Origin of the sequence: Micromonospora sp. CNB394 (assembly GCF_000374985.1) — a bacterium.
Taxonomy (GTDB): Bacteria; Actinomycetota; Actinomycetes; order Mycobacteriales; family Micromonosporaceae; genus Micromonospora; species Micromonospora marina.
In genome coordinates this window covers 190,802-207,929 of sequence record NZ_KB895831.1, presented here as the reverse complement: position 1 = coordinate 207,929, position 17,128 = coordinate 190,802, and the positions used below count along the sequence as shown (strand labels likewise).

At 73.4% G+C, this 17,128-nt stretch carries 17 protein-coding genes; 5 read left to right on the top strand and 12 right to left on the bottom strand.

Annotation, left to right across the window (positions count from 1 at the left end; translation table 11 throughout):
• Window positions 1–299: 299 nt before the first annotated feature.
• From C569_RS0112005 to C569_RS0111985, 5 genes are all read right to left on the bottom strand, one after another.
• The gene (locus tag C569_RS0112005) at window positions 300–830 is read right to left on the bottom strand and encodes a GNAT family N-acetyltransferase (RefSeq protein ID WP_018786025.1); all 531 of its coding nucleotides are present in this window, start codon (window positions 828–830) and stop codon (window positions 300–302) included.
• 96 nt (window positions 831–926) lie between these two features.
• Window positions 927–2,870, bottom strand: a complete 1,944-nt coding sequence (dxs, locus tag C569_RS0112000) for a 1-deoxy-D-xylulose-5-phosphate synthase (RefSeq protein ID WP_018786024.1) — start codon at window positions 2,868–2,870, stop codon at window positions 927–929.
• A 58-nt stretch (window positions 2,871–2,928) separates the two neighbouring features.
• Window positions 2,929–4,095 (bottom strand): anhydro-N-acetylmuramic acid kinase, encoded by a 1,167-nt coding sequence (locus C569_RS0111995; RefSeq protein WP_018786023.1) that lies wholly within the window; start codon window positions 4,093–4,095, stop codon window positions 2,929–2,931.
• Between the two features lie 79 nt (window positions 4,096–4,174).
• Window positions 4,175–5,440 carry a class I SAM-dependent RNA methyltransferase gene (locus tag C569_RS0111990; protein WP_018786022.1) on the bottom strand — a complete coding sequence of 422 codons (1,266 nt, stop codon included), beginning with the start codon at window positions 5,438–5,440 and terminating at the stop codon, window positions 4,175–4,177.
• The gene (locus C569_RS0111985) at window positions 5,437–7,488 is read right to left on the bottom strand and encodes an APC family permease (RefSeq protein ID WP_026268044.1); all 2,052 of its coding nucleotides are present in this window, start codon (window positions 7,486–7,488) and stop codon (window positions 5,437–5,439) included. The genes C569_RS0111990 and C569_RS0111985 overlap by 4 nt, the downstream gene beginning before the upstream one ends.
• Window positions 7,489–7,646: 158 nt before the next feature.
• On the opposite strand from C569_RS0111985, the gene C569_RS0111980 reads away from it, so the two are divergent.
• Window positions 7,647–8,312, top strand: a complete 666-nt coding sequence (locus tag C569_RS0111980; protein WP_026268043.1) for a TrkA family potassium uptake protein — start codon at window positions 7,647–7,649, stop codon at window positions 8,310–8,312.
• A gap of 3 nt (window positions 8,313–8,315) precedes the next feature.
• Window positions 8,316–9,005, top strand: a complete 690-nt coding sequence (locus C569_RS0111975; RefSeq protein ID WP_018786019.1) for a TrkA family potassium uptake protein — start codon at window positions 8,316–8,318, stop codon at window positions 9,003–9,005.
• Between the two features lie 4 nt (window positions 9,006–9,009).
• Here C569_RS0111975 and C569_RS0111970 read toward each other — a convergent pair whose 3' ends face one another.
• From C569_RS0111970 to dut, 4 genes are all read right to left on the bottom strand, one after another.
• Window positions 9,010–9,690: a DUF3159 domain-containing protein gene (locus tag C569_RS0111970; RefSeq protein ID WP_018786018.1), complete on the bottom strand. Its 681-nt coding sequence runs from the start codon at window positions 9,688–9,690 to the stop codon at window positions 9,010–9,012.
• Entirely contained in the window at window positions 9,687–10,067 is a 381-nt protein-coding gene (locus tag C569_RS0111965) for an OB-fold nucleic acid binding domain-containing protein (RefSeq protein ID WP_013284795.1), read from the bottom strand. Before C569_RS0111965 ends, C569_RS0111970 begins: the two co-directional genes overlap by 4 nt.
• Before the next feature lie 156 nt (window positions 10,068–10,223).
• The gene (locus tag C569_RS0111960) at window positions 10,224–10,844 is read right to left on the bottom strand and encodes a DUF3710 domain-containing protein (protein WP_018786016.1); all 621 of its coding nucleotides are present in this window, start codon (window positions 10,842–10,844) and stop codon (window positions 10,224–10,226) included.
• Between the two features lie 25 nt (window positions 10,845–10,869).
• Window positions 10,870–11,367 carry a dUTP diphosphatase gene (dut, locus tag C569_RS0111955; protein ID WP_026268042.1) on the bottom strand — a complete coding sequence of 166 codons (498 nt, stop codon included), beginning with the start codon at window positions 11,365–11,367 and terminating at the stop codon, window positions 10,870–10,872.
• Window positions 11,368–11,452: 85 nt separating this feature from the next.
• On the opposite strand from dut, the gene C569_RS0111950 reads away from it, so the two are divergent.
• Window positions 11,453–11,944: a DUF3093 domain-containing protein gene (locus C569_RS0111950; protein WP_018786014.1), complete on the top strand. Its 492-nt coding sequence runs from the start codon at window positions 11,453–11,455 to the stop codon at window positions 11,942–11,944.
• Window positions 11,945–11,989: 45 nt separating this feature from the next.
• On the opposite strand, the gene C569_RS0111945 is transcribed toward C569_RS0111950, so the two are convergent.
• Window positions 11,990–12,796: a hypothetical protein gene (locus tag C569_RS0111945; protein ID WP_036345662.1), complete on the bottom strand. Its 807-nt coding sequence runs from the start codon at window positions 12,794–12,796 to the stop codon at window positions 11,990–11,992.
• Window positions 12,797–13,010: 214 nt separating this feature from the next.
• Window positions 13,011–13,307, bottom strand: a complete 297-nt coding sequence (locus tag C569_RS0111940) for a DUF4193 domain-containing protein (RefSeq protein ID WP_013284790.1) — start codon at window positions 13,305–13,307, stop codon at window positions 13,011–13,013.
• Window positions 13,308–13,746: 439 nt separating this feature from the next.
• On the opposite strand from C569_RS0111940, the gene C569_RS0111935 reads away from it, so the two are divergent.
• A complete protein-coding gene (locus C569_RS0111935) occupies window positions 13,747–14,262 on the top strand; it encodes a LytR C-terminal domain-containing protein (RefSeq protein WP_018786012.1) in 516 nt (171 codons plus the stop codon).
• 72 nt (window positions 14,263–14,334) lie between these two features.
• On the opposite strand, the gene C569_RS0111930 is transcribed toward C569_RS0111935, so the two are convergent.
• The gene (locus C569_RS0111930) at window positions 14,335–15,156 is read right to left on the bottom strand and encodes an inositol monophosphatase family protein (protein WP_018786011.1); all 822 of its coding nucleotides are present in this window, start codon (window positions 15,154–15,156) and stop codon (window positions 14,335–14,337) included.
• A 286-nt stretch (window positions 15,157–15,442) separates the two neighbouring features.
• Here C569_RS0111930 and C569_RS0111925 point away from each other — a divergent pair, with 286 nt between their 5' ends.
• Window positions 15,443–17,044 carry an RNA polymerase sigma factor gene (locus C569_RS0111925; RefSeq protein WP_018786010.1) on the top strand — a complete coding sequence of 534 codons (1,602 nt, stop codon included), beginning with the start codon at window positions 15,443–15,445 and terminating at the stop codon, window positions 17,042–17,044.
• Window positions 17,045–17,128 lie beyond the last annotated feature (84 nt).

Genomic DNA, 17,128 nt, shown 5'->3' with positions numbered 1-17,128 from the left:
GCCCGGTCCATCCTCGTGATCATCTGGCACCTACTCGCTGACCCGACGGCCCGCTACCACGACCTCGGCGCCGACTTCCACGACCGCCGGATCAACACCACCCGCAGGACCAACAGCCTCGTCCGACAACTCGAATCCCTCGGCCACACCGTCACCCTGCAACCCGCCACCTGACACCCCACACCCCAACCCCACCCGCGTCGACCCACCGACGCCGGGCCACCCCCGCGCGCCCAAAACCCACCGTGGTACAGGTCATTTACCGGTCAGATCGGCGGGGCCGGGAGGGCTGGGCCGCGCTAGGGGTGAGGTAGGTGCATGCCTAGGTAGGGGGTTTGGGCTGGGCCAGGGCGGGAGGTGCCGTCGGGGCGCCAACCGTGGCGCGTGTAGAACGCGCGGGCCCGGGTGTTGCGCTCCCACACCTCCAGTACTCCCAGCGCCAGCCCCTCGTCCGCCAGGTGACGCACGAACAGCGCGTGCAGCGCACCACCCACGCCCCGGCCCCAGAGCTCCGGATCGACGTGGATCTGGTAGAGCTGCGCGGTCGTCCGCGGATCCAGCTCGGACGAGTGCGGCGGCCCCATGGCCAGCACGCCGGCCAGCAAACCGTCCACGATGGCGCACCGCACCTGCTTGTGCGCCGAGGTGATCGCCGCCGCCCAGCCCTCCCGCTGTTCCCGGGCCAGCTCCGGGGTGAGGATCTCCCCGACCGGCAGCCCGCCGGCCCGGTAGTAGGCCACCCGCGCCCGGCTGTGCACCTCGACGATCCCGGAGAGATCCCCGAGCCCCGCCTCCCGTACCTCCACGAGCCCTCCCTCCACACCGGACATCCGGCGATGTTGCGGTTGCGGCCCTCCCTTATCGGGCGAAGCTGACATCAGGAGGGCCGCAAGTGCAAGATCAACGCAGGCGGGCGGGGAACCGGGTCAGCTCTGGGCCCGGGCTCCGTTCGTGGCCGGGTCCACCGGGGCCGCGTCCAGGCCGGAGATCCAGCCGGTGCAGTCGCGCGCCACGTCCTGCGCGGTCAGCCGCAGATCGGCCAGGATCTGCGCGCGGCTGCCGTGCGGGTGCCAGTCGGCCGCCACGCCGAGGTCCTTGACCGGTACGCGGACGTCGGCGTCGCGCATCGCCTGGGCCAGCGCGGAACCGACGCCGCCGACGCGCACGCCGTCCTCGACGGTGACCACGAGCCGGTGCGTGGATGCCAGCTCGACCAGTTCGGCCGGCACCGGGCGTACCCAGCGCGGGTCGACGACTGTCACGCCGTACCCCTGCTCGGCGACCCGGGCGGCGACCTCGACGCCGAGGCCGGCGAACGAGCCGACCGCGACCAGCAGCACGTCGGTACGCGCCGACTCGGCCAGCACGTCGACCGGGCCGACCCGGCGTACGGCCGGCAGGTCGGCGGCGACGGTGCCGGTCGGGAAGCGCAGGATGGTCGGGCCGTCGTCCACGGCGACCGCCTCGCGCAGCTCCTCGCGCAGCGTGGCCGAGTCGCGGGGCGCGGCGATCCGCAGGCCGGGCACGACGCCGAAGACCGACATGTCCCAGATGCCGTAGTGGCTAGGCCCGTCCGGGCCGGTGATGCCGGCCCGGTCCAGCACGAACGTGACCGGCAGCTTGTGCATCGCCACGTCCAGCAGGACCTGGTCGAACGCGCGGTTGAGGAACGTGGCGTAGACCGCGACGACCGGGTGCAGCCCGCCCATCGCCAGGCCGGCGGCGGAGGTGGCCGCGTGCTGCTCGGCGATGCCCACGTCGTAGACCCGCTCCGGGTACTTGCGGGCCAACGTGGCGATGCCGGTGGGCTCGGCCATGGCGGCGGTGATGCCGACCACCTCGGGACGCTCGTCGGCGATCGCGACCAGCTCGTCGGCGAAGACGTTTGTCCACTTCACCGACGGGACGGCGAGCAGCTTGCCGGTCTCGGCGTCGAACGCGCCGGGGCCGTGCAGGCAGTCGGCCTCGTCGTCCTCGGCGGGGCGGTAGCCGTAGCCCTTGCGGGTGACCGCGTGCACGATCACCGGGCCGCCGAAGTTCTTCGCGGCGCGCAGCGCCGCCTCGACCGCCGGCACGTCGTGGCCGTCGACCGGGCCGACGTACTTGATGCCGAGGTCCTCGAACATGGCCTGCGGGGCGACCGCGTCCTTGATGCCCTTCTTGACCGCGTGCAGCACCTCGTACATCGGCTTGCCGACGAACGGGGTGTTGCCCAGCGCGTCCTTGACCGTGTCGAGCACCTTCTCGTAGCCGGGGTTGAGCCGTAGCGACGACAGGTGGTCGGCGAGGCCGCCGATGGTCGGCGAGTAGGACCGGCCGTTGTCGTTGACCACGATGACGAGCGGGTTGCCGGCGGTGGCGATGTTGTTGAGCGCCTCCCAGCACATGCCGCCGGTGAGCGCGCCGTCGCCGACCACGGCGACCACCGAGCGCTTCTCGCCGCGCAGCGCGTACGCCTTGGCGAGCCCGTCGGCGTACGACAGGGCGGTGGAGGCGTGCGAGTTCTCGATCAGGTCGTGCTCGCTCTCCGCCTGGCTGGGGTAGCCGGAGAGGCCACCGCGCTGGCGGAGCTTGTCGAAGCCCTCCTGCCGGCCGGTGAGGATCTTGTGCACGTACGCCTGGTGGCCGGTGTCGAAGAGGAGCCGGTCACGCGGGGAGTCGAAGACCCGGTGCATCGCCAGGGTCAGCTCGACCACACCGAGGTTGGGGCCGACGTGGCCGCCGGTGCGGGAGACCTTGGCGATCAGGAAGTCACGGATCTCGGCGGCGAGGATGTCCAGCTGCTCGGCGGTCATCCGCTTCACGTCCTGCGGGCCGCAGACGGTGCCCAGCAGCCGACCGTGGTTGACCGTGCCCTCTTCAACACTCATGACCCGAGAGTCTATCGGCCGCGGAACAGTCCGCAGCCCGGCCGTGCATCGACCCAGGTCAGGCGTCCACCACCAGCCGCCGGGGCGCGGGTGGGCGCGGCGCGGCGGCGGACGGGCCGGACGGGGTCCAGGAGCCGAGCACGGCGGCCCGGGACGCCCCGGTCACCGACGGCACCGCGCCTGGCAGCCCGTGCCAGGACAGCCAGCCCAGCAGCGCGAACGCGTACGCCTCCTTGGCCTGGGCCGGTACGCCCAGCTCGTCGGTGGTGCGCAGCCGCCAGCGTCCCTCCCCCAGCGCCGCCAGCCGGGTCCGGAGTGTGGGATTACGCACTCCCCCGCCGGCGGCCACCACCTCGGTGACCCGGTGCCGGTTGCAGGCGTCGGCCACGGTGCGGGCGGTCAGCTCGGTGAGCGTGGCCAGCACGTCGTCGGCTGCCACCGGCTCGCCGAGCGCGGTCAGCGCGGCGTCCAGGTAGCCGCCGTGGAACAGCTCCTTGCCGGTCGACTTGGGCGGCGGCGCGGCGTAGTACGGCTCGGCGAGCAGCCGGGCCAGCAGCGCCCCGTGCACCCGGCCGGCCGCGGCGCGGGCGCCGTCGACGTCGCAGGGCCGGTCCAGGAAGCGCCGGGCGGCGGCGTCCAGCAGCGCGTTCGCCGGGCCCACGTCGTACCCGAGGACGGGCGTGCCGGGCGCGACCACTGTGAGGTTCGCGATCCCGCCGAGGTTCAACGCGGCGCGGGGTGCAGCCCCGGCGGCCGGGTCGAGCAGCAGCGCGTCGAACGCCGGGACCAGCGGCGCGCCCTGGCCGCCGGCCGCCACGTCCGCCGAGCGCAGGTCGTGCAGCACCGGTACGCCCACCCGGGCGGCCACCCGGGCCGGCGCGCCGAGCTGGAGCGTGCCCCGCACCCGGCCGTCCTCGACCCAGTGGAAGACCGTCTGACCGGGCGACACGACCGCGTCGGCAGTGCCCCCGGCCAGCTCGACACCGGCCGCCGCCGCTTCCGCGAACACCTCGCCGAGCCGGTTATCCAGCCGGCAGACCGCCTCGATCGTGGTGGCCGCCGGGGGCAGCAGCGCGGCGATCTCGGCCCGCAGGTCGTCCGGGTACGCCAGTTCCCGGTGCCCGAGCGGTCGCAGCCGCAGCGTGCCGCCGTCGGCGGTGAACTCGGCCGCCACCACGTCCACGCCGTCGTACGACGTGCCCGACATCAGCCCGACGATGCGCAAGGAAGGGCCCCTTCTTAACGGATCCGGTAGTGAAAGGGCCCCTTGTTAACGCGGTCAACGCGCGGAGCCGCGGACAAGATCAACGCTGCGGGGGCAGGACCAGGCCCACCAGCTCCACGTGCTGGGTCATCGGGAACAGGTCGAAGCCGCGCAGCGCGGCCAGCCGCCACCCCGCCTCGGCGAACGTGCGCACGTCCCGGGCGAAGGCGGCCGGGTCGCAGGCCACGTAGGCGACCGCGCGCGGCCGGGCGGCCACCACACCGCGCACCACCGGCGCGCCCGCGCCGGAGCGCGGCGGGTCGAGTACCACCAGGTCGACCGGTCCGGTGATCCGGCGCCGGGACAGCGCGGCCTCCACCCGCGCGGCGACCACCTCGACGGCGGGCAGGCCGGCCAGGTTCTCCCGGGCCGCCGCCACGCCGTCCGGCGCCGACTCGACGAGCGTCACCCGGGCGCCGTCGACCCGTTCGGCGAGCGCGGCGGCGAACAGCCCGGCCCCGCCGTACAGGTCCCAGGAGGTCTCGCCGGGCCGCGGGTCGAGCAGGTCGAGGACCGCGCCGGTCAGGGCGTCCGCCGCGGCCGGGTGGACCTGCCAGAACCCGGAGGCGGGCACCGTGAAGGATCGCCCGGCCGCCGTCTCCCGGACCCGCTCCGGCCCGCTCACCGCCGCCGGAACCCCGTGCGCGTACGCGACCACGGCGACGTCCCCGCCGGTGCTGGCGACCGTCTCCACCGCGTCGGCGTCCGGCCAGCGGGCGCCGGTGGGCGCAAGCACCGGCAGCTCCTGGATCGCCGGGTGCGCGATCAGGCACCTGTCGATCGGCACCACCTCGTGCGAACGGTGCTTGAGCAATCCGGCCCGGCCGGCGGCGTCGACCGCGTAGCGGACCCTGGAACGCCAGCCCAGCGGCCCGCCGGGCAGCGCCTCGACGCGTACGCCGAGCGCCTCCACCTGCTCCGCGGTGAGGCCGCCCAGCCGGGTGAGCTGCTCGCGCACCACTGCCAGCTTCCAGTCGAGCTGGGCGGCCGGGGCGACGTGCTGGAGGTCGCAGCCGCCGCACCGGCCCGGCCGGGCGTACGGGCACGGCGCGGTGACCCGGTCCGGCGAGGCGTCGAGGATCTGCACCGCGTCGGCGCGGGCGAAGCCCCGGTGCAGCTCGGTCACCTCGGCCACCACCCGCTCGCCGGGCAGCGCGTGCCGGACGAAGACCACCTGCCCGCCGACCCGGGCCACGCAGTGCCCGCCCGGCGCGACCGCGTCGACGGTCAGCTCGACCCGTTCGGCCTCCTCCAGCCCGGGACGCCCGGCCGGCGACGCGGGCCCGAGCCGCTCCGCCGCGCTCACGGCCGCTCCTCCCGCTCGCCGGCGGGCGTGGACGCCACCGGCGGCGGCAGCGTGCTCTGCGGCGCCACCCGCGGGCCGCGCGCCGGGCCCCGGCTCAGCGTGGCGTCCAGCCGGTCCAGGTTCTTGCTCGCGGTCGAGGCGAGCTGCCAGGGCACGCTTGTCACCATCACGCCCGGCTCGAACAGCAGCCGCCCCTTGAGCCGCAGCGCGCTCTGGTTGTGCAGCAGGTTCTCCCACCAGCGCCCCACCACGTACTCCGGAATGAAGACGGTGACCACGTCGCGCGGCGACTCCCGGCGCACCGACGCGACGAAGTCGAGGATCGGGCGGGTGATCTCCCGGTACGGGGAGTCGATCACGGTCAGCGGCACCGGCAGCTCGCGGCGCTCCCAGTCGGCCTGGAGGTCGCGGGTGTCCTGCTCGTCCACGTTCACGGTGACCGCGGTGAGCGTGTCCGGGCGGGTGGCGCGGGCGTACGCGACGGCCCGCAGCGTCGGCTTGTGCAGCTTGCTCACCAGCACGATGGCGTGGTTGCGGGCGGGCAGCACGCCCCGCTGCTCGGTCGGCTCCAGTTCCTCGGCGACCCGGTCGTAGTGGCGGCGGATGCCGAGCATCACCACGTACATCACGGCCATCGCGACGATCGCGATCCAGGCGCCGAGCAGGAATTTCGTCGCCAGCACGATGATCAGCACGACGCCGGTCATGGCCATGCCGAAGGTGTTGATCGACCGGGAGCGGATCATCCGGCGGCGCGCCTCCGGATCGCGCTCGTTGCGCAGGTGCCGGTTCCAGTGCCGGATCATGCCGGCCTGAGAGAGCGTGAACGAGACGAACACCCCGACGATGTAGAGCTGGATGAGCTTGGTCACCTCGGCCTGGAAGCCGACGATCAGCACCACCGCGAAGACGGCAAGGAAGAGGATGCCGTTGGAGAACGCCAGCCGGTCGCCGCGGGTGTGCAGCTGGCGGGGCAGGTAGCGGTCCTGGGCGAGGATCGAGCCGAGCACCGGGAAGCCGTTGAAGGCGGTGTTGGCGGCCAGGAACAGGATCAGCGCGGTCATCCCGGCGACCACGTAGAGCAGCACCGAGCCGCTGCCGAACACGGTCTCGCCGAGCTGGGTGGTGACGGTCTTCTGCACGTACCCGTCCGGGCCGGCGACGATCTGCGCGCTCGGGTCCTCGACGAACTGGAGACCGGTGAGGCGGGCCAGCCAGATGATGCCGACGAGCATGGCCACCGCGATGCCGCCGAGCAGCAGCAGCGTGGTCGCGGCGTTCTTCGACTTCGGGCTCTTGAACGCCGGTACGCCGTTGGAGATCGCCTCGACGCCGGTGAGCGCGGCGCAGCCGGAGGAGAACGTGCGCAGCAGCAGGAACACCAGCGCGAATCCGGTGACGCTGTGCTCGGCCTGGATCTCCAGGCCGGCGCTCGGCGCGCGCAGGTCGTCACCGAGCACGAAGATGCGGATCAGCCCGGTCAGCAGCATGCCGCCGATCACGATCACGAAGCCGTACGTGGGGATGGCGAAGGCGTTGCCCGACTCGCGCAGGCCGCGCAGGTTGATCGCGGTGAGCAGCACGACCGCGGTGACCGCGATGAGCACCTTGTGGGTGGCCACGAACGGCACCACCGAGCCGAGGTTCGCCACGCCGGAGGAGACCGAGACGGCGACGGTGAGCACGTAGTCCACGAGCAGCGCGCTCGCCACCGCGAGGCCGGCCTTGGGACCGAGGTTGACCGTCGCCACCTCGTAGTCCCCGCCGCCGGAGGGATAGGCGTGCACGTTCTGCCGGTAGCTCGCCACCACCGTCAGCATGACCACGACGACCGCGAGCGCGACCCACGGCGAGAAGAAGTACGCCGAGGCGCCGGCGATGGACAGCGTCAGGAGGATCTCGTCCGGCGCGTACGCCACGCTGGAGAGCGCGTCGGAGGCGAAGACCGGCAGCGCGATGCGCTTCGGCAGCAGCGTGTGCTGCAGGCGGTCGGACCGGAACGGTCGACCGAGGAGGAGTCGCTTCAGCAGCGAGGTGGGTCGGGCCACAACCGCCAAGCGTACGACCACGGCGTCCGCGGCGTGGGGGTGGTCGATCTCCCCCGGGTGCGGGCACGCGGTACGGTTCGGTCCCCCGTCCCGCAGCGGGACGTGGCAGGCTCGCAGACGACGGGTCGGCGGGCGGCGCCGTGGGAGGAGCGGACACCGTGCATGTGGTGATCATGGGCTGTGGCCGGGTCGGGTCGACCCTGGCACACAGCCTGGAGTCGCGGGGACACTCGGTGGCGGTGATCGACCAGGACGCGGACGCGTTCCGCCGTCTCGGGCCCGACTTCGCCGGCATCACCGTCACGGGCGCGGGCTTCGACGGCGAGGTGCTGCGTCAGGCGGGCATCGAGCGGGCCGACGCGTTCGCGGCGGTGTCCAGCGGCGACAACTCCAACATCATCTCGGCCCGGCTGGCCCGGGAGACGTTCGGCGTGTCCCGGGTCGCGGCCCGCATCTACGACCAGCGCCGCGCCCAGGTCTACGAGCGGCTCGGCATCCCCACCGTGGCGACCGTCCGATGGACCGCCGACCGGATGCTGCGTCACCTGGTCCCCGAGGGCAACGTGGAGATCTTCCGCGACCCGACGAGCACCATCTCGATCATCGAGGTGCCGGTGCACAAGGACTGGATCGGCCGGCCGCTCAAGCAGCTGGAGCAGGCCGTCGGCGCGCGGGTGGCCTACCTGAACCGGTTCGGGATCGGCACGCTGCCCACCGTCTCCACCGTGGTGCAGGAGGGCGACCAGATCTTCATGCTGGTAACCGACGACGTCAACGGCCCGGTCACGTCGGGGGCGGCGGCGCCGCCGGAAGGGGGGCACTGAGCCATGCGGATCGCCATCGCCGGCGCCGGCAACGTGGGCCGCTCGATCGCCCAGGAGCTGATCGACAACGGCCACCAGGTGATGCTGATCGAGCGGCAGCCGAAGATGCTGCGGCCCGACCGGGTGCCGGCCGCCGACTGGGTGCTCGCCGACGCGTGCGAGCTGGCCAGCCTGGAGGAGGCGAACGTGGCCGGGTGCGACGTGGTGGTGGCCGCCACCGGCGACGACAAGGTCAACCTGGTGGTGTCGCTGCTGGCCAAGACCGAGTTCGCGGTGCCCCGCGTGGTGGCCCGGGTCAACCGGGCGGAGAACGAGTGGTTGTTCACCGAGCAGTGGGGCGTGGACGTCGCGGTCAGCAAGCCGCGGGTGATGGCGGCGCTGGTCGAGGAGGCGGTCACCGTCGGCGACCTGGTCCGGCTGATGACGTTCCGCCAGGGTGAGGCGAACCTGGTCGAGATCACGCTGCCGCCGACCGCGCCGTACGTGGGGCAGCCGATCCACGCGGTGCCGATCCCCCGGGACGCGGCGCTGGTGGCGGTCGTGCGCGGCAAGCGGGTGCTGGTGCCGACCCCGGACGACCCGATCGAGGCCGGCGACGAGCTGGTGTTCGTCTGCACCGCGGCGGTGGAGGACGACGTGCGCGCGGTGATTCTCGGCCCGGCCAGCGCGGACCGCCACCGGGACCGCTCCTGAGGCGTCAGGCGCCGGGCAGCGGGGTGGGTGCGGGCTCCCGGGTGACCCGGCGCACCACCCAGACCGTGATCAGCAGCAGCAGCGCGTACGGCGGGTAGCCCAGGGCGAGCCGGGCCACGCCGAGCGCGGTGTCCTGGTGGGCCAGGTAGAGCGCGGCCTGCACGCCGACCTTGGCCAGCCACACCACGCCCCAGAGCACGGTGAGCTGGGTGAAGGTGCGCACCAGCTTCGGGTCGTCGCGCCACTCGGAGCGGCCCTTGGCCACCAGCACCGACCAGATCCAGCCGACCAGCGGCTGCCGGATCGCGGCCGACAGCAGCAGCGCCAGGCCGTACCCGATGCCGTAGAGGATGCCCGGCAGGTAGAAGTCGCGCTCGTCGCCGGTGCGCAGCGCCAGCAGCGCGCCGATGCCGACGCCGAACAGACCGTTTACGGCGTGCCGCACCGGCTTGCGCTGGGCCAGCCGCAGCCCGGCGATCAGCAGCGCCACCGCCACCGAGGCGTACACGGCGGGGCGCAGCTCGCCGATCACGTTGGCGATCACGAAGACCACCACCGGGATGCTCGACTCGACCAGCCCGCGCCATCCGCCGAGCTGGTCGGCCATCTGCTCGGCGAGGCTCGGCAGCCGCTCCTCGTCCTGGGGGCCGAGGCCCGACGGGGTGTGCTGCTGTCCGGTCGTCACTTCGGCGACTCCAGCTCGTAGTACGGGTTGTAGATCACCTTGCGGTCGTCGCGCACCGCCACCCGGCCGCGCGCGGTCAGGTGCCGGCCCGGCTCGATCCCGGCGATGTGCCGGCGGCCCAGCCAGACCAGGGTCACCACGTCGTTGCCGTCGTACAGGTCGGCTTCGAGCGTCGGCAGGTTCGTGCGGGGCGTGTAGACGACGGTACGCAGCCGACCGGCCACCGACACCACCTGGCCCCTGTTGCACTGGTGGGCGGGGGTGCCGCCGGACTCGGCGCTCTCCCGGCGCAGCTCCTGCGCCTCGATCTCGGCCTCGCTCGCGGTGAGCCGGTGCAGGAGCCGCCGCAGCGACCCCCGGCTCTCGTCGGTCGTCATGACCTCCGCGTCACCTCTCCACAGCGGGGCCCCGCGGGCGGCGGAACCGTCCCGCCAGCGTACGCCGCCGTGGCCCGCCGGGGGGAGCGACGTGTCGCCGCCCCCGGACACACCGCGGCCCGGCGCCGATCGGCGCCGGGCCCGGGAACGCGTGGATCAGACCTCCTGCGCGTCGGCGGCCTGCTGCTCGGCGACCTCGCGGGGCAGCCGCAGCGGCAGCGGCTCGCGCACCGGCTTGGCCTCCTGGCCACGGTCGACGACCAGGCCGTCCAGGCAGGCCGCGAGCGGCCCGGTGGCGGCCGGGTCGGTGGCGGCCGCGCCCTGGAAGACGCCGCGCACCATCCAGCGCGGGCCGTCGATGCCGACGAACCGCAGGTCGGTCGGCCCGTCCGGGGTACGCACCCGGGCGCGCAGCTCGGGCCCGTGCTCCCCTTCGACCTCCTGGGCGGTCGCGCCGTCGCTGACGAGCGACTGGCGGATCTCCTCGCGCACCTCGTCCCAGATGCCCTCGGAACGGGGCGCGGCGAAGACGCCGAGCTGGAGCGCGTTCTGCCCGTGCACCAGCACGACCTGCTGGATCACGCCCTGCGGGTCGGCCTGGACCCGCACCTCGACGTCCGGCACCGCCGGGATCTGCAGGCTGCCCAGGTCGAGCCGAGGCGCGTCGGGCGCCTCGCTGACGTCGTACGGGCCGCGTGCCGGCGCCGACGAGGTCACCTCGGCGTCGAGGACCCCATTGTCACGCGCCTCGTCGGCCCGCTTCCGGGAGAAGATCACTGCGCCCACCCTCCGCTGTTCACACTCACCCTGCCACCTCTTCGCTCTGCCCGCCGGACGGCGCCGGGACCAGTCCGGCGTGCCCGCCGGTGGACCCGTGCCCGCCCGTGCCACGCCGGGACTCGGGCAGCTCGGCCACCGGCCGGAACTCGGCCCTGGCGACCCGCTGGACCACGAGCTGCGCGATGCGGTCACCCCGGCTGATCGTGGCCGGCGTGTCCCGATCGTGGTTGATCAGGTTGACCAGGATCTCACCCCGGTAGCCGGCGTCGACCGTACCGGGCGCGTTGAGCACCGTCACGCCGAGTCTGGCCGCGAGTCCGGATCGGGGGTGCACCAGCCCGACGTAACCGTCCGGCAGCGCCACCGCCACGCCGGTGGGCACCAGGGCCCGGCCGCCGGGGGGCAGCTCGACGTCCGCGGCGGCCACCAGGTCCGCCCCGGCGTCGCCGGGATGGGCGTACGCCGGCAGTGGCAGCTCCGGGTCGAGCAGCCGCACGGGCACGGGTACGACGTCTGTCACGGTCATCCTCTTCCGTCCGGTCCTGCGGGGTGCCCCTGCCATCCTGCCGGTTGCCGGGCCGTCGACGCGCCGTACCCTCGTCTGTGTGCGTCAGTCGTCATCTGCGGCCGCCCCGACGGCCACCGCCGCGCCGTACGCGGAGCGCCTCGGGCTGCCCTGGTGGGCCTGGCCGGCCGGGCTGGCCACTGCCGCTCTGCTCGCGGTCGAGCTCTGGATGGGCGCGACCGGGGTACGGGCCTGGCTGCCGTTCGTGCTGCTGATCCCGGCCGCGGTGGCCGCCCTGTGGTGGCTGGGCCGGATCCGGGTCGAGGTGCGTGACGGCGAACTGCGGGTGGACGACGCCCACCTGCCGGTGCGGTACGTCGCGGACGTGGTGCCGCTGGACGCGTCCGGCCGGCGCGAGGTGCTCGGCGTCGGCTCCGACCCGCTCGCCTTCGTGGTGCAGCGGCCGTGGATCGGTGGCGCGGTGCAGGTGGTGCTCGACGACCCGGCCGACCCGACCCCGTTCTGGGTGGTCAGCACGCGGCACCCGGTCGAGCTGGCGACCGCCCTGCTGGCCGCCCGCGACGCGGCCTGACGGTCCACCCCGGCCCGCCTCCGCCACGTCCCGGCACGGGCCCGGTCAGGACGGCACCTCGGGCAGGGCACGCGCGGTACGCCGCAGGTCCTTGCGCAGTTGCTCGCCGAGCGCGCGGGTGGCCCGGCGGTTGAGGTAGCCCGCCACTGCGGCGCCGGTCAGGAACGGCCCGAGCGTGGTGAGGTTTCGCCCGAATCGGCGCATCAGGCTGTCCCGCAGTTCCCGGCGCGCGGCGGTGCCGAGCACCGCGCTCACCCCGACGCCCGGCATCATCGGGTTGATCCCCCGCTGGGTGGCCCAGGACTGCACGAGCGCCACGGCACGGCCGGTGCCCCCGGCCGGCAGCGGCACCCGGTGGACCTCGTGCAGCTCGCCGATCAGCTTCAGCTCGATCGCCACCACGGCCACCGTCTCGGCGGCCAGCAGGACGGGTGCGGAGAGCAGGGTGGGCGTCACCGCCCACTCGACGGCGGCGACCCCGCCGCCCGCGGCGCCGACCCCGGCGGTGGCGCGGGACGCGTTGCGGACCAGCCGGTCGGCGAGCGCCTCGTCGTCCAGGCCGGGGAAGTGCCGCCGCAGCGTGGCGAGGTCGCGGATCGGCACGTGCGGCGCGACCTCGGCGACCGTGTCGGTCATCCAGCGCGCCGCCGCGCGGGGCTTGAACAGGTCGGTGATGCCGCGGGCGCGGGCCTGCCCGACCAGCCGGGTGAGCAGTTGCCGCCGGCGGGCCGGCGCGATGTCGTCGACGGTCAGGGCGGCGACCGTGGCACCCAGCTCGTCGGTGTCCGGGCCGGTCGGATCGGGTGCCGTGTCCGCGCCGGCCGGTCCCGTGTCCGGTCCCGCCGCTGTCACGTCCGGGTCGGCCGGTGCCGGCCTCACCTGCGGAGCCGGGGTCCGATCGGCACCGGTTCCCTCGCTGCGCTCGCTCACCCGTCCGCCCTCCCGCTCCGCGCGGCGTGGCAGCCGCCCGTGACGAGTCAAGCAGCTCCCGGCCGCGCGCGCACGGCGGCGGCTCGAACAGCGGCGGCCCCGTCGAGGAGGCCGCCGCTGGTGTCCCCGTCCGGGGTCAGACGCACTCGCGGCAGATCAGGTCGCCGTTGCGCTCGACCGCCAGCTGGCTGCGGTGGTGGACCAGGAAGCAGCGGGCGCACCGGAACTCGTCCTGCTGCATCGGGAGGACCTTTACCGTGAGCTCCTCGTCGGCCAGATCGGCGCCGGGCAGCTCGAAGCTCTCGGCCACCTCGGCCTCGTCGACGTCCACGGCGCCCGACTGTGAGTCGACCCGCCGGGCCTTGAGCTCTTCCAGGCTGTCCTCGCCGAGGTCGACCTCGTCGCGACGCGGGGCGTCGTAGTCGGTGGCCATCGGTTTCACTCTCCAATATCGATATTGTCGCTGCCGGTTGTAACGCCGGACGACGCCGTTTCGGTTCCCCTGACCGGCCACCATCTCTGTCGGGCACCCGACCCGACGAGCGGTGGGCCGGGCTCGCCGGTGCGAAGTGCCCCCGGTGAGCGCGGAACGTTACCCCCCCTGTGGGCGAGGCATGTATACCGCCCTCGCGGGAGAGATGTACGCCTCTGCGCCCGAAGTTGTTCCCAATGTGACTCAGGCGACACGAAGATAGGGGTAGTCCTACCGGTTCACCGCGTGGCGCGCCGGTATGTCGGACTGTTTCCACGCCTGAGCCGGACAAGCGTTAACCTCAGCGGCGTACTGGACGGCCGACCGGTCGCGGCCCGACCGCGTCGCCCGCCACCACCCAATCACTGTCCGGGGAGCGCCCAGGATGAGTTTTGCGCGAGTGCGGGCACTCGTTGTCGTCGGACTGCTGGCGGTCGTCGCCCTGGTCGTCGTGGTCGTCGCCGTGCTGAAGGACAGTCAGGGCACAGCCGGTACGGCGGACGCCTGCCCGGACGGCTGGCCGCTGGTCGACCTGCGGCTGCGGGAGCAGAAGGACGTCAAGATCAACGTCTACAACGCCACCGACGAGACCGGCCGGGCCGGCAGCGTCGCGGACGACTTCCGCAACCGCAAGTTCCAGGTCAAGAACGTCGGCAACGAGAAGAAGGCGTTCGACGGCGTGGCCGAGCTGCGGTTCGGCCCCAAGGCCGTGGGCTCGGCACACCTGCTGCGCGCGTACTTCCTGAACGAGGCCAACCAGAAGTTCGACGCGAACCGCAAGGACGACGTGGTCGACGTGGTCCTGGGCGAGCAGTACCAGCAGCTCGCCACCACCACCGAGGTCAACCAGTCGCTCGGCGACCTGGGCGCGCCGCAGGCCCCGACCGGCACCTGCCCGATGCCGATCGAGAAGTAGGCGGCGGGCGCGACGACGAGACGGGGCGGTCGCCCTCCGCGGAGGCCGCCCCGTCGCACGCCCAGGTGCCGGTCACGGCCCGCCGGAGGCGTCCAGGTCGACCAGCCGGTCGTGCAGCGGCCCCTGCAGCGCCGGCGGCGCGGCGAGCACCAGGTCCGGGCCGGGCGGGCGGCCGGACAGGCCGGTCACCAGCAGTCCGGCCTCCCGGGCGACCAGCCCGCCGGCGGCCAGGTCCCAGTCGGCCAGACCCTTCTCGTAGTACGCGTCCACCCGTCCCTCGGCGGCCAGGCAGAGGTCGAGCGCGGCGGCACCCATCCGACGGATGTCCCGGATGTGCGGGATCAGCTCGGTCACCACCCGTGCCTGGTGGGCCCGGCGGCCGGCGTCGTAGCCGAACCCGGTGGCGACGAGCGCCTGCCCCAGTTCGGTGGCGGTCGAGCCGTGCAGCCGCTGCCCGTCGCGCCAGGCGCCGCCGCCGAGCGTCGCGGTCCACTCCTCGCCGGTGACGATGTTGCGGACCACGCCGGCGACCACCTCGCCGGCCACCTCGGCGGCCAGCGAGACGGCGCAGTACGGCAGCCCGTACAGGTAGTTCACGGTTCCGTCGATCGGGTCGAGGATCCAGCGCACGCCGTCGGGGTCGGCGGGGCCGGTCTCGCCCGCGCCGTACTCCTCGCCCAGCACCGCGTCACCGGGCCGCCGCTGCCGCAGCGCGGCGACCACCTGCCGCTCCACCGCCCGGTCGGCGGCCGTGACCACGTCCGTCACCGTGCTCTTGGTCGCGGCCACCGAGACGCCCTCGACCCGCATCCGGTACGCGGTGACGGCGGCCTCCCGGGCCACGTCGACAGCGATCGTGAGCAACTCCCGCGCCGTGGGCGTCGAGGTGATCATGTCTCTCCCCTTCCGGCACGATCGGGACCGGCCGTCTCGTGCGCGGGTATCATCCTTACAAAGTCCACATCTGCGCCGAATCTGCGGTCCGGGACCGCAGGTCCGCCGTGCGGCGCGGGATGATCGCGGCAGACGGCGTTACAATTCACCCTGCCCACGCGCCACGGACCGCCAGCGACCGGACGGCCCGGGACACGGGGGTCCTCAACGACTCGCCCGGCGCGGCCGTCCCACGCTGCGCCGGACGACCCGGCCGTGCTCGCTCTTTCGCCTCCGGAAGGTCTTCGTGACAGATCCCCGCCAGACCGGCGCCGACGTTCGCTCGCTCACCGACACCCTGATCGCCCACGCGCAGAGCGCCGGCGGCCAGCTCACGTCGGCCCAGCTCGCGCGCACCGTCGAGTCCGCTGAGGTGACCCCGGCCCAGGCCAAGAAGATCCTCCGCGCGCTCTCCGAGGCGGGCGTGACGGTGGTGGTGGACGGCTCGGCGAGCACCCGCCGCCGCGTCGCCGCCGCCCGGTCCGCCACCCCCGCCTCCCGCGCGACCACGGCCAAGACGACCAAGAAGGCCGCCGCGCCCGCCCCGAAGCAGGCGCCCGCCGCCGAGGAGTCGCCCGCCCCGGCCCCCCGGAAGGCGACCGCGCGCAAGGCCACCACCGCCGACGTGGCCAAGGCCGCGGCCCCGGCGAAGGCGACCAAGGCGACCCGCGCCACCAAGGCCACGGTGGCGGCCAAGACCGCCGCGGCCAAGCCGGCCAAGGCCGGCGGCAAGACCGAGGGCCCCGACGGGGAGATCGACCCGGAGGAACTGGCCGCCGAGATCGAGGACGTGGTGGTCGAGGAGCCGGCCGAGCTGACCAAGGCCGCCGAGGCCGACGCGGCCAGCTCCGCCACCGACAACGACTTCGAGTGGGACGACGAGGAGTCCGAGGCGCTCAAGCAGGCGCGCCGGGACGCCGAGCTGACCGCCTCCGCCGACTCCGTGCGGGCGTACCTGAAGCAGATCGGCAAGGTGCCGCTGCTCAACGCCGAGCAGGAGGTCGAGCTGGCCAAGCGGATCGAGGCCGGCCTCTACGCCGCCGAGCGGCTGCGCGCCGCCGACGAGGGCGAGGAGAAGCTGGTCCGCGACCTCCAGCGCGACCTGATGTGGATCTCCCGGGACGGCGAGCGGGCCAAGAACCACCTGCTGGAGGCCAACCTGCGGCTCGTGGTCTCGCTGGCCAAGCGGTACACCGGCCGCGGCATGGCCTTCCTCGACCTCATCCAGGAGGGCAACCTCGGCCTCATCCGCGCGGTCGAGAAGTTCGACTACACAAAGGGCTACAAGTTCTCCACGTACGCCACCTGGTGGATCCGCCAGGCCATCACCCGCGCCATGGCGGACCAGGCCCGCACCATCCGCATCCCCGTGCACATGGTCGAGGTGATCAACAAGCTCGGCCGGATCCAGCGCGAGCTGCTCCAGGACCTGGGCCGCGAGCCCACCCCGGAGGAGTTGGCCAAGGAGATGGACATCACACCGGAGAAGGTGCTGGAAATCCAGCAGTACGCCCGGGAGCCCATCTCGCTCGACCAGACCATCGGTGACGAGGGCGACAGCCAACTCGGCGACTTCATCGAGGACTCCGAGGCGGTCGTCGCTGTCGACGCGGTGTCGTTCTCACTGCTCCAGGACCAGCTCCAGCAGGTCCTCCAGACGCTGTCCGAGCGTGAGGCGGGCGTGGTGCGCCTGCGTTTCGGCCTCACCGACGGCCAGCCGCGCACTCTGGACGAGATCGGCCAGGTGTACGGCGTGACCCGGGAACGCATCCGGCAGATCGAATCCAAGACCATGTCCAAGTTGCGGCACCCCTCGCGTTCCCAGGTGCTCCGCGACTACCTGGACTGACCGCGCACGTCAACAAATCGTGCCGGTTTGATCACCAGCCGTAGAACACTGAACGGTGATCGGTCGGTTGCCTGTTTGTGATCG

Bases quoted from the DNA above. Each gene is read 5' to 3' on its own strand.
- dxs (WP_018786024.1), bottom strand. From the start codon at position 2,870: ATGAGTGTTGAAGAGGGCACGGTCAACCACGGTCGGCTGCTGGGCACC.
- C569_RS0111930 (WP_018786011.1), bottom strand. From the start codon at position 15,156: ATGATCACCTCGACGCCCACGGCGCGGGAGTTGCTCACGATCGCTGTC.
- C569_RS0111965 (WP_013284795.1), bottom strand. From the start codon at position 10,067: ATGACGACCGACGAGAGCCGGGGGTCGCTGCGGCGGCTCCTGCACCGG.
- C569_RS0111975 (WP_018786019.1), top strand. From the start codon at position 8,316: ATGCGGATCGCCATCGCCGGCGCCGGCAACGTGGGCCGCTCGATCGCC.
- C569_RS0111940 (WP_013284790.1), bottom strand. From the start codon at position 13,307: ATGGCCACCGACTACGACGCCCCGCGTCGCGACGAGGTCGACCTCGGC.
- C569_RS0112005 (WP_018786025.1), bottom strand. From the start codon at position 830: ATGTCCGGTGTGGAGGGAGGGCTCGTGGAGGTACGGGAGGCGGGGCTC.